This is a genomic window from Salmonella sp. WC3, from assembly GCF_042932255.1.
Lineage (GTDB): Bacteria > Pseudomonadota > Gammaproteobacteria > Enterobacterales > Enterobacteriaceae > Salmonella > Salmonella enterica.
In genome coordinates this window covers 2,715,893-2,726,930 of the sequence record NZ_CP170629.1, presented here as the reverse complement: position 1 = coordinate 2,726,930, position 11,038 = coordinate 2,715,893, and the positions used below count along the sequence as shown (strand labels likewise).

At 49.7% G+C, this 11,038-nt stretch carries 9 protein-coding genes and 2 pseudogenes; 3 read left to right on the top strand and 8 right to left on the bottom strand.

Annotated elements, in window-relative coordinates:
- Window positions 1-432: 432 nt before the first annotated feature.
- A pseudogene (locus ACFK9X_RS13190) lies at window positions 433-903 on the top strand (cytoplasmic protein); the annotation flags it as partial.
- Here ACFK9X_RS13190 and ACFK9X_RS13185 read toward each other — a convergent pair.
- From ACFK9X_RS13185 to pth, 4 genes and pseudogenes are all read right to left on the bottom strand, one after another.
- Window positions 899-1,137, bottom strand: a pseudogene (locus ACFK9X_RS13185) (hypothetical protein); the annotation flags it as partial. The pseudogenes ACFK9X_RS13190 and ACFK9X_RS13185 sit on opposite strands and share 5 nt — an antisense overlap.
- A gap of 38 nt (window positions 1,138-1,175) precedes the next feature.
- Window positions 1,176-1,796, bottom strand: a complete 621-nt coding sequence (locus ACFK9X_RS13180; RefSeq protein WP_176452585.1) for a hypothetical protein — start codon at window positions 1,794-1,796, stop codon at window positions 1,176-1,178.
- Between the two features lie 757 nt (window positions 1,797-2,553).
- On the bottom strand, window positions 2,554-3,645 hold the full coding sequence (gene ychF / locus ACFK9X_RS13175) for a redox-regulated ATPase YchF (protein ID WP_151116687.1): 1,092 nt from the start codon (window positions 3,643-3,645) through the stop codon (window positions 2,554-2,556).
- A 116-nt stretch (window positions 3,646-3,761) separates the two neighbouring features.
- A complete protein-coding gene (gene pth, locus ACFK9X_RS13170; protein ID WP_000985595.1) occupies window positions 3,762-4,346 on the bottom strand; it encodes an aminoacyl-tRNA hydrolase in 585 nt (194 codons plus the stop codon).
- A 275-nt stretch (window positions 4,347-4,621) separates the two neighbouring features.
- Here pth and ychH point away from each other — a divergent pair, with 275 nt between their 5' ends.
- Window positions 4,622-4,900 (top strand): stress-induced protein YchH, encoded by a 279-nt coding sequence (gene ychH / locus ACFK9X_RS13165; protein WP_000823878.1) that lies wholly within the window; start codon window positions 4,622-4,624, stop codon window positions 4,898-4,900.
- A gap of 44 nt (window positions 4,901-4,944) precedes the next feature.
- On the opposite strand, the gene dauA is transcribed toward ychH, so the two are convergent.
- The 4 genes from dauA to lolB all read right to left on the bottom strand — a co-directional run bounded on the left by dauA (window position 4,945) and on the right by lolB (window position 9,439).
- Entirely contained in the window at window positions 4,945-6,630 is a 1,686-nt protein-coding gene (dauA, locus tag ACFK9X_RS13160; protein WP_001037181.1) for a C4-dicarboxylic acid transporter DauA, read from the bottom strand.
- 124 nt (window positions 6,631-6,754) lie between these two features.
- The gene (prs, locus tag ACFK9X_RS13155) at window positions 6,755-7,702 is read right to left on the bottom strand and encodes a ribose-phosphate diphosphokinase (protein ID WP_151116685.1); all 948 of its coding nucleotides are present in this window, start codon (window positions 7,700-7,702) and stop codon (window positions 6,755-6,757) included.
- Between the two features lie 265 nt (window positions 7,703-7,967).
- The gene (gene ispE, locus ACFK9X_RS13150) at window positions 7,968-8,819 is read right to left on the bottom strand and encodes a 4-(cytidine 5'-diphospho)-2-C-methyl-D-erythritol kinase (protein WP_151116683.1); all 852 of its coding nucleotides are present in this window, start codon (window positions 8,817-8,819) and stop codon (window positions 7,968-7,970) included.
- Window positions 8,816-9,439, bottom strand: a complete 624-nt coding sequence (gene lolB / locus ACFK9X_RS13145) for a lipoprotein insertase outer membrane protein LolB (RefSeq protein WP_000174484.1) — start codon at window positions 9,437-9,439, stop codon at window positions 8,816-8,818. Before lolB ends, ispE begins: the two co-directional genes overlap by 4 nt.
- A 313-nt stretch (window positions 9,440-9,752) precedes the next feature.
- Here lolB and hemA point away from each other — a divergent pair, with 313 nt between their 5' ends.
- Window positions 9,753-11,009, top strand: a complete 1,257-nt coding sequence (gene hemA, locus ACFK9X_RS13140) for a glutamyl-tRNA reductase (protein WP_000173208.1) — start codon at window positions 9,753-9,755, stop codon at window positions 11,007-11,009.
- The last annotated feature ends 29 nt before the right edge of the window (window positions 11,010-11,038 follow it).

The window sequence follows — 11,038 nt, the reverse complement described above, 5'->3', positions numbered from 1 at the left end:
TCCGTTGACGTTCCGCCAGCAAGGTAAATCATTGTGTTACGCGCGAGCGCGGAAACGAGCCCGATTCACTTTGCACCGGCGTATACCGCCAGAAATAATGTGAAAAAAGCGTATCGGATTAACGATAAGAAACAATGTGAAGTGTGTGGGTATAGCTTATAGCGGTATATTTATACCCATTATCGGTTTTCCGGCGAAAGGGCCGTGGCGGGGAAGGGTGGTTGAGCTTGTTCCAAGATGAGGTTTTTAGCGAGTGACCTCGGGTAGATTTAGCCTGTTCTCGCCATTTCAGGGATGCGTAAGTTGATGCAAAAGGGGGGAGGATTTGAGGTCATCGTTAAAAGAAGCATACTTCGTGATGATTTTTATATAAAATAGTGATGCTGGTTTTAAAGGAATGCAAAAAAGAGACTGTTTGAAAGAGGGCGTCCCATGAAAAATAACATCAGATTTGACTTATCCGATTATTTGATTCATTTTTTTCGGGACGTTAATTTAGAGACCGGTAGCCATATTTATTTGCCTGAGCACTGTGGTTTTAATAATCAGCACCACGCATGTTTCATTGATGCTAAATATTTACTTCGATTATCTTTACGCAGTCATAAAATTTTCTCGTCCTGGTCATACCGAAATGGGCAACGAACCGTATATGGTGACTCCCCGGTGGTATGCTTTACAGATATGCCGATTGCAGCTTATTTAGAGACTGGTGTTCGCCGATTAGAACGAAATGAAAAAATCGGTTTATATGCAATCGTTTTACCTAAAGAGCAAATGTTTAATTATGGGGCAAGGCCAGTCATATATGGGTTGGATGAGCATAATAATGCTCGATGCTCGCAAGGCAGATATGGGGAACGTATTCTTGATGAAACGGCTCTTCCTCTGATTGAACATCATAATAAGAAAGCATCACATCATTGCAGATCCTGTCTTTATACGACTGCCCTATGTATGCGATGATAAGTCCATATATAAGTAGCAATCCAAAAGAGACACCTGCTTTGTGGCTATGAAGGAAATTATATGGTAGCCCCACAAAAAAAGTACTTTTCTAATTAAAACAAGGATAAATGGTAAGGAAAATAAAAAACAACCGAAGTACATAATCACTTCGCCTGAATTCTGAAACATTTTATACCTTCCTGATAAATAATGGGTTAATTATCTGGTTAATATTCGTTGCCTATTATTTCTTTTATAAACATAGACGATTCATTGAAATTTTTTTTGAAACTGGAGTAATTGCTAAGTGTTTTCGGTATGCAAAAGATGACTCGCCCATTTTTTACTATGGCATAATATCTTGGATACATTAGCGCTTCTTCTTTTGTGTTTGGAACACCGTCATAGTCTATTTTTTCATCAATAGAGTCAAGTTGGCTAAATAAAAAGACTCTTTTCCTTAGCAAAGTATTATGAACAATAGCATTTTCATATATATCAAGTGACATTGTAAGACTCAATGCAGCAAATGAAAGTAATGCTATGATGGAAATTGTTAATATTGCTAATGACAAGCCTTCCTGGCAATATAAAATAAGAAAAAAGAGTGGGATTGCAGGGAGGTAAGTGACCAACGGGTAAAAACGATCGATTTTTAAATGTGATATGATATTCTGAGGAGATGTGACATGGTCCTGAACGCCCTTGTTAAAGATAATGCTGTAAAGCGTCAAACTATTGTCAATTTTATCTATTGCTTTAGCTTTTATTCTTTGTGTGAATATAAAAAACGTTATCAAAAAGGCAATAAATAAGAAAATGATTAAATTAGAAATAAAACTATCCACGGCATCATCCTGTATATCTACCGAAATTTCTATGGTCACTATTCTACTATTATTAATGAATGTCAATCTAAAATTGATGATGGTGCGTCCAGCCGGTTGGATTTGATCTAAAATAAAACTTTCGGTATTTCTCTATAGTCACAGAGCAAACAGGGTTGATTCTTTGTTAAAAAATCATCTCAATATTTTAATATGAATTCCTTCACGCGATTCTGGAGTATTACAGTCTACGATTTTAATGATTTTTTATTCATTCATTATACGTATTAAATTAATGGCAGTGCAATCGCAAATTATAATTAGTTTCAGAATTGCAAAATGATTATAATTTTGTAGTTCATGCAGTTGCCCTAAGAGCCCCGGTGGTGAGTGTAGGGGGGAACACCTGAACTAGATCTGAGGCTATGTACGATACTGTGATATGAGTTAACCCAAACAGGCCATACGGTATCTATACCTTTCTAAAAAGCTTTTCGCTGGTATAGAGTCAAAACCTTAGACGAAACAACATTCACACTATGGCCCTGGCAGTGCGGCATTGCGTATCGGTGAGCATAACGGGGCCTTGTTTATTTATTATACCGTTCTTGTATTTACTTAAAATGAAGATGGAAGAATGTTGTACTCATTTTTGACAGCATTGTTACGAGATGAGTTGAGACATTGTGAAATGAAAATCCACGCAATGGCGTGGATTTTATAGAGTTTTACCGTTGTTCTGAGATTCAATGAAACCTCATAAGACAACAAATGTTATTTAGACGTTGAACAGGAAGTTCATTATATCGCCATCTTTAACGATGTAATCTTTGCCTTCCGCTCGCATCTTACCGGCTTCTTTCGCGCCTTGTTCACCTTTATAGGTAATAAAGTCGTCAAAGGCGATAGTTTGGGCGCGGATAAAGCCTTTTTCGAAGTCGGTATGGATTTTACCTGCTGCCTGCGGCGCGGTTGCGCCAACCGGAATGGTCCATGCGCGAACTTCTTTCACCCCGGCGGTAAAGTAGGTCTGGAGGTTCAGCAGGCGATAACCTGCGCGAATAACGCGGTTCAGCCCCGGCTCTTCCAGACCCAGTTCAGCCATAAATTCGTCGCGCTCGTCATCATCCAGCTCAGCAATATCAGCTTCGACGGCGGCACACACTGGAACCACGACCGAACCTTCTTTCGCGGCGATTTCGCGAACCTGGTCCAGATACGGGTTATTTTCAAAACCGTCTTCATTGACGTTAGCGATATACATTGTCGGCTTCAGCGTCAGGAAGCTTAAATAACGGATAGCCGCTTTATCTTCGTCCGTCAGGTCCAGCGAACGCAGCATCCCCGCTTCGGCCAGGTGCGGCAGGCATTTTTCCAGCGCGGCCAGTTCCGCTTTGGCGTCTTTATCGCCGCCTTTGGCTTTCTTCTGTACGCGATGGATAGCGTGCTCGCAGGTATCGAGGTCAGCCAGCGCCAGTTCGGTATTGATAACATCAATATCTTCTGCCGGGTTTACTTTACCCGCCACATGGATGATATTGTCGTTCTCAAAGCAGCGAACCACGTGACCGATAGCTTCAGTTTCACGGATATTGGTCAGGAACTGGTTACCCAACCCTTCGCCTTTGGACGCGCCTTTTACCAGACCGGCGATATCCACGAACTCCATCGTAGTTGGTAGAATGCGTTGCGGTTTAACAATCTCAGCCAACTGGTCCAGACGCGGATCGGGCATCGGCACGACACCGGTATTCGGTTCGATAGTGCAGAACGGAAAGTTTGCCGCTTCAATACCGGCTTTTGTCAGCGCGTTGAACAGGGTGGATTTCCCGACGTTGGGCAGACCGACGATACCGCATTTGAATCCCATGATTTAACTCACCTTAATATCTTAATAATCAACCTGTTATAGAAAACAGATTGCAGAAATGGAAATAACTTCGCCTATTATACACGGCGTGCGGCAAAAATGCCGCACATCACTGGTTATTGCGCCTTAAAGGTATGCAAACGGCTTGTTGCTTTGGCCAGACCCTCTTTGAACCACAATTCCGTACAGCGCGCCGCTTCGTCAATGGCCTCATCAATTAATTTTTGTTCAGAAACAGGGGGTTTACCCAGCACGAAACCAACAACTTTATTTTTATCGCCTGGATGACCAATTCCAACGCGTAAGCGGTGAAAGTTGGGATTATTGCCCAGCTTGCTGATGATGTCTTTCAGACCATTGTGGCCGCCGTGGCCGCCGCCAAGTTTAAATTTCGCCACGCCCGGAGGGAGATCCAGCTCGTCGTGAGCGACCAGAATTTCGTCCGGCTGAATACGGTAAAAACTGGCCATTGCGCCAACTGCTTTACCACTGAGGTTCATGAACGTGGTGGGTACCAGCAGGCGAACATCTTCCCCTTCCAGCGTGATGCGTGAGGTATAGCCAAAGAATTTAGGCTCTTCACGCAACGGCGCGCGCAGGCGCTCCGCCAGTAAATCGACGTACCATGCGCCTGCATTGTGTCGCGTCGCGGCATATTCCGCACCGGGATTCGCCAGACCAACAATCAATTTAATTGCCACGTTTTTTGTCCTGAGTAGATCCATAACTGGCGCGTAGTTTACTGTCTGTCTGCCCGCTTGACAAAACACAGCGACACTCTGGAGTAAATTAAATAATTGCCAGCATTGATTATTAAAAATGTAAACTGTTCAGTGTGTTATTTGTAAAGTTTTGTTAAATGAAACTTTACATTTGTGATCGCACCCGCACTTACAAACGAAAGTGTTGTCTATACTTTACACATAAAGTTTAGGGGGATTTCCTAAAAACAACCCAAAAGTTCCGGAGGTGACATATGAAACGCAAAAACGCTTCGTTATTCGGTAACGTGCTGATGGGGTTGGGGCTGGTCGTGATGGTTGTCGGCGTGGGTTACTCTATTTTAAACCAACTGCCGCAGTTTAATTTGCCGCAATTTTTTGCGCATGGCGCAATACTGAGCATTTTTGTCGGTGCAGTTCTTTGGCTGGCGGGGGCTCGTGTAGGGGGGCATGAGCAGGTGAGCGACAAATATTGGTGGGTACGTCACTATGACAAACGTTGCCGCCGTAACGACAATCGTCGTCATAGCTAACCGGTTCAGGCCCGGTAAGCGTTATCGCCACCGGGCATTGTCCATTAACTGAGTAAATCCGCTAACGCCTCCGTCCTGTTCGGGAAGAAGGTCAGACGCCCAGGAATAGGTTTGATACCGGCACGCGCCATTGTGCGCAGCGGTTGGAACTCCAGATTACTGATACGCAATTCGCAACCCTCCGGCAGACGCTTCACAAAACGCTGAAAAGCATCAAGCCCGCCTGCATCCAGCACTGGTACTGCGTCCCATTTCAGAACGACGATACGTTTGCCCTTAATACGTGACTCAAGGTCAGTAAACAGCCCTTCCGCCGCGGCGAAAAAGAGCGGACCGATAACACGCAGCACCAGTACATCATCAGGCACATCGACATTGACCGGCGCAAGTCGAGTCATTCGCGCAATACGGCGCATAAACAGCAGGGAAGCAAGGACAATCCCCACGCTGATGGCGATGACCATATCAAACAGAACCGTTAATGACATGCACAGCAGCATAACGATGATGTCGTCTTTCGGCGCATGGCGTAACAGATCCACCACTTTATGGGCTTCACTCATATTCCATGCCACCATCAGCAGTAGCGCCGCCATCGCGGAAAGCGGCAGCCAGGAGAGTAGCGGGGCCAAGACCAGTAGCGCCAGAATGACCAGGATAGCGTGAATTACCGCCGAGATGGGAGAGGTCGCGCCAGCGCGGACGTTGGCGGCAGAGCGGGCAATCGCGGCGGTGGCGGTGATGCCGCCAAAGAACGGCGCGACCATATTCCCCAGTCCCTGGCCGATAAGTTCGCTGTTAGCTTTATGTTTGGTGCCGGTCATGCCGTCCAGCACGACGGCGCAGAGCAATGATTCGATTGCCCCCAGCATTGCCATCGAGAAGGCCGCTGGCAGCAGCGCGCGCAGTGAATCCCAGCTTAGCGTGAAATCGGAGCCAGGAAGACTCCACGGCAGCATCAGTTGCGGCAGGAGCTGCGGGATGCCGTTGCCCTGAGTGCCGTCAGCCAGAACATAATGGAACTGTGAGCCGATAGTCGCCACATTGCCGCCCAGCAGATTAACGATCCCCATCACGGCGCAACCAGCCAGCAGCGCGGGAAGATGTCCTGGCAGACGAATACCGAGACGCGGCCAGAAAATCAACGTTCCCAGCGTTACCACGCCAATGGCGGCATCGCCAATATTGACGGTGGGCAACGCCATAAACAGCGCGCCGACTTTCTGCAAATAGTGCTCTGGCACATGGGCCATCTGCAGACCAAGAAAATCTTTAATCTGCATGGTACCGATGGTAATACCAATCCCTGAGGTAAAACCCAACGTGACCGACACCGGGATATATTCAATCAATCGCCCCAGTCTCGCCAGGCCGAAAAGGATCAGGAAGAAGCCCGACATCAGCGTGGCGACCAGTAGGCCCGCCAGACCAAACTGTTGCGATACCGGATACAAAATCACCACAAACGCGGCGGTAGGGCCGGAAACGCTAAAGCGCGAGCCGCCGGTTAGCGCGATCACGATCCCGGCGACAGCGGAGGTATAGAGGCCATACTGCGGCGCAACGCCACTGCCAATTGCCAGCGCCATCGCCAGCGGGATAGCAATAATCCCGACGGTGATCCCGGCTATCACATCACGGGTGAACCGGGAGGCGGTATATTTTTCTTTCCAGCAAGCATCGATGAGAGCGCGGAAAGGCATCACATGTGAGGAAAATAATTTGTTCACAATAATGTTTCATCCATGAGCGCATCATCTGTCAACTAAATGGCAGGTGAAGGAGGCATAAGTCATACAAAAGGGTGTTACAGACAAAAAAACCCGCCGCAGCGGGTTTCAGATCCGGGTTCGATCAATGCTCGAACATGGCGGAAATCGATTCTTCGTTGCTGATACGGCGAATCGCTTCGGCCAGCATACCTGACAGGGTCAAGGTACGCACGTTCGGCAGCGCTTTGATTTCGTCGGTCAGCGGAATGGTGTCGCAGACAACGACTTCATCAATGACGGAGTTGCGCAGGTTGTTTGCCGCATTGCCTGAGAAGATCGGGTGCGTCGCGTAGGCAAACACGCGTTTAGCGCCACGTTCTTTCAATGCTTCTGCTGCTTTGCACAGAGTACCGCCGGTATCGATCATATCATCAACCAGCACGCAGTCACGGCCAGCGACGTCACCGATGATGTGCATCACCTGAGAAACGTTCGCGCGCGGACGACGTTTATCAATGATAGCCATATCGGTATCGTTCAGCAGCTTAGCGATAGCGCGGGCACGAACCACGCCGCCAATATCCGGAGAAACCACGATCGGGTTATCCAGATTCAGTTGCAGCATATCTTCGAGCAGGATTGGGCTACCGAACACGTTATCAACCGGAACGTCAAAGAAGCCCTGGATCTGTTCAGCATGCAGATCTACGGTGAGAACGCGGTCAACGCCGACGCTGGACAGGAAGTCAGCGACAACTTTTGCGGTAATCGGCACACGGGCGGAACGTACGCGACGGTCCTGACGTGCATAGCCAAAGTAGGGGATAACGGCGGTGATACGACCTGCGGAAGCACGACGCAGGGCATCAACCATAACGACCAATTCCATCAGGTTGTCGTTGGTTGGGGTACAAGTGGACTGGATGATGAAAATATCACCACCGCGTACATTTTCGTTGATTTGTACGCTGACTTCGCCGTCGCTAAAGCGACCTACGGCGGCGTCGCCGAGAGAAGTGTACAGGCGGTTGGCAATACGTTGTGCTAGTTCCGGGGTGGCGTTACCAGCAAAAAGCTTCATATCAGGCACGAGAAGAACCTCAGGCATGCGTCCATTGGTGGAAAGAATCTGCCGAAAACTGTGCGGGCCAGGCAAAATCCTATCCAGGCGGTGTATTAAAGAGCGCGATGCAACGTCTGGAACAAGGTGACGTTGTCACCGAAGCTCAGCTTGCCCGGCTTACTCGTCTTCATTCACGTTTCATGTGCGCTGGTATCGATGCCTCACACCGGTCAAATACGGCATATATGACCGGCGATTCGTCATTTCGCCATCTTCCTGAAACCCGAATGCGTTAGAGTAACTCTCGATGCAATGGGGAGAGGTTGACACCCTTCGCCACAAAAGCATTGAGCCATTCCGGGGCTTGCTCAAGCACCTGGCGAGCACAAGACTCTGTATCGAATTCAGCAAAGACACAGGCCCCTGTCCCAGTCAGGCGCGACGGCGCGTATTCTAACAGCCAGGAAAGCGCCGCATCAACCTCGCGAAAACGTTTTCTTGCGATAACCTCGCAATCATTGCTGAATTCACATTTTAGTAACGTATCTATTGACCTTTTTGGCGTATTACGCGGCAATTGAGGATCTTTAAAGATAACCGGCGTCGGAATGCTTACGCCAGGGTGCGCGACCAGATACCATTTTTCCGGCGGATTCACCGGCGTTAATATTTCGCCTACGCCTTCGGCAAAAGCCGCGTGGCCGCGCACGAACACGGGAACATCCGCCCCCAACGTCAAGCCGATTGCCGCCAGTTCATCAACCGAAAGCCCGCATTGCCAAAGATGATTGAGCGCCACCAGAACGGTCGCGGCGTTAGACGAGCCGCCGCCCAGACCGCCGCCCATGGGAAGGCGCTTCTCAATGCTGATATCCGCTCCGCTTCCGGTGGGCAGGCGTCCATTCTCCGAGGCGACTTTCATCAACAGCCGCGCGGCGCGGACGATCAGATTGTCTTCATTTTCAACGCCGTTAACCGGCGTTAATAAATGGATTTCGCCATCGTGACGCGGTTCGATGTGGAGTGTGTCGCCATAATCCAGAAACTGAAACAGCGTCTGCAGCGTGTGGTAGCCGTCTGCTCGCTGTCCGGTGATATATAAAAACAGATTTAATTTTGCCGGAGAAGGCCAATGGGTCATCATTTCACAATCCAGTTATCCATTTTCAGCTTAATGCGCTGACTGCCGTCTGAAAGCTCCATATTGGCAGGCATGGCAGGCTGCGTTTTGCTGTCATAGCCACCGTAAACCACTTTCCAGTTTTTACCATCCTGGCGATAGTTCACTTCGCTCAGGCGGTACTGGTCGTCCAGTTTGTAGTCGGTGGCATCGCCAGGCAGACCGAGGATCCACTGCCGCAGGCTGTTTAACGGAATCGGCATCCCGGTGAGTTTGCCGATCATCTCTTCGGCGTCATCGGCGGTATAACGCTGGCCTTTGTTATCCACCAACTGGACGTTGCCCGGCTGTGCGTTAAGCTCCAGCTCGGTGCTGCCCAGCGGGTTGGTAAGCAGCAGGCGGTAGCGATCCTGTCCGGTCTGTTGCCAGAAGAAGCGCGCATAGACTTTCTGATCATCTGAGATGTAAGCAAAGGCGCCGCGCGTCTGGTATTGATTCAGATGACGCACCTCTTGCTGATGCTGGCGCCACTGAGGGGAATCCGGGCTCTTGCCCGGGCCTTTATGCCCAGGAAGCGTACAGGCGGTGAGAACCAGGCTTGCTAACGGCAGTAGACGAATCAGGCGAAAATCGGGCAGGGTCATAGTGATGACGAATCCTTGTGATACGGTGCAATAATTGCCTGATGGCGTTACGCTTATCAGGCCTGAAAACTGAACCTGCAGGCTGTAAAAACGTTCGCGCCGCGATTCGGCAAATTTTTGCTATCGGTTACAGTTATAGCCTTTAATGCTAGCGCCGCCTGGTGACATCGTCTACTTTCAAGTTGTCTTAAATCATCAAATTAGCGAGCGCTGCCAATTACTCCAAAAGGGGGCTCTCTCTTTTATTGACCACGCGCATCCTGTATGATGCAAGCAGACTAACCATATCAACGCTGGTACTACTCCCGCAGACATGACCCTTTTAGCGCTCGGTATTAACCATAAAACGGCACCTGTATCGCTGCGAGAACGCGTAACGTTTTCGCCGGACACGCTTGATCAGGCGCTGGACAGCCTGCTTGCGCAGCCAATGGTGCAGGGCGGGGTCGTGCTGTCAACCTGTAACCGTACAGAGCTGTATCTGAGCGTGGAAGAGCAGGATAACCTGCAAGAAGCGCTGATCCGCTGGTTATGCGATTACCATAACCTGAACGAGGACGATCTGCGCAACAGTCTGTACTGGCATCAGGATAATGACGCCGTCAGCCACCTGATGCGCGTCGCCAGCGGTCTGGATTCACTGGTGCTGGGCGAACCGCAAATCCTCGGTCAGGTGAAAAAAGCGTTTGCGGATTCGCAAAAAGGCCACCTTAACGCCAGCGCGCTGGAGCGAATGTTTCAGAAGTCTTTTTCCGTCGCTAAGCGAGTGCGGACTGAAACCGATATCGGCGCCAGCGCCGTCTCCGTCGCGTTTGCCGCCTGTACGCTCGCCCGCCAAATCTTTGAATCGCTGTCGACGGTCACCGTACTGTTAGTTGGCGCGGGCGAAACCATTGAACTGGTGGCGCGTCACCTGCGCGAGCATAAAGTACAAAAGATGATTATCGCCAACCGAACCCGCGAGCGCGCGCAAGCCCTGGCGGATGAGGTAGGCGCTGAGGTTATCTCGCTCAGCGATATCGACGCCCGTTTGCAGGATGCCGATATTATTATCAGTTCGACCGCCAGCCCGCTGCCGATTATCGGTAAAGGCATGGTGGAGCGCGCATTAAAAAGCCGTCGCAACCAGCCGATGCTGCTGGTGGATATTGCCGTACCGCGCGACGTTGAACCGGAAGTCGGCAAACTGGCGAACGCTTATCTTTATAGCGTCGATGATTTACAGAGCATCATTTCGCATAATCTGGCGCAGCGTCAGGCTGCGGCGGTAGAAGCGGAAACGATTGTTGAGCAGGAAGCCAGCGAGTTTATGGCCTGGCTACGCGCCCAGGGGGCCAGCGAGACCATTCGGGAATACCGTAGTCAGTCGGAGCAGATTCGTGACGAACTGACTACCAAAGCGCTGTCGGCCCTTCAACAGGGCGGCGATGCGCAAGCCATCTTGCAGGATCTGGCATGGAAACTGACCAACCGCCTGATTCATGCGCCAACGAAATCACTTCAACAGGCTGCCCGTGACGGGGATGACGAACGCCTGAATATTCTGCGCGACAGCCTCGGGCTGGAGTAGCAGCACACACCACACTTTTTTACAGGGTG

What these genes read in the sequence shown, in the direction of transcription:
- hemA (WP_000173208.1), top strand. Translation starts at nt 9,753, where the DNA reads ATGACCCTTTTAGCGCTCGGTATTAACCATAAAACGGCACCTGTATCG.
- ispE (WP_151116683.1), bottom strand. Translation starts at nt 8,819, where the DNA reads ATGATGACCCATTGGCCTTCTCCGGCAAAATTAAATCTGTTTTTATAT.
- ychH (WP_000823878.1), top strand. Translation starts at nt 4,622, where the DNA reads ATGAAACGCAAAAACGCTTCGTTATTCGGTAACGTGCTGATGGGGTTG.
- ychF (WP_151116687.1), bottom strand. Translation starts at nt 3,645, where the DNA reads ATGGGATTCAAATGCGGTATCGTCGGTCTGCCCAACGTCGGGAAATCC.
- lolB (WP_000174484.1), bottom strand. Translation starts at nt 9,439, where the DNA reads ATGACCCTGCCCGATTTTCGCCTGATTCGTCTACTGCCGTTAGCAAGC.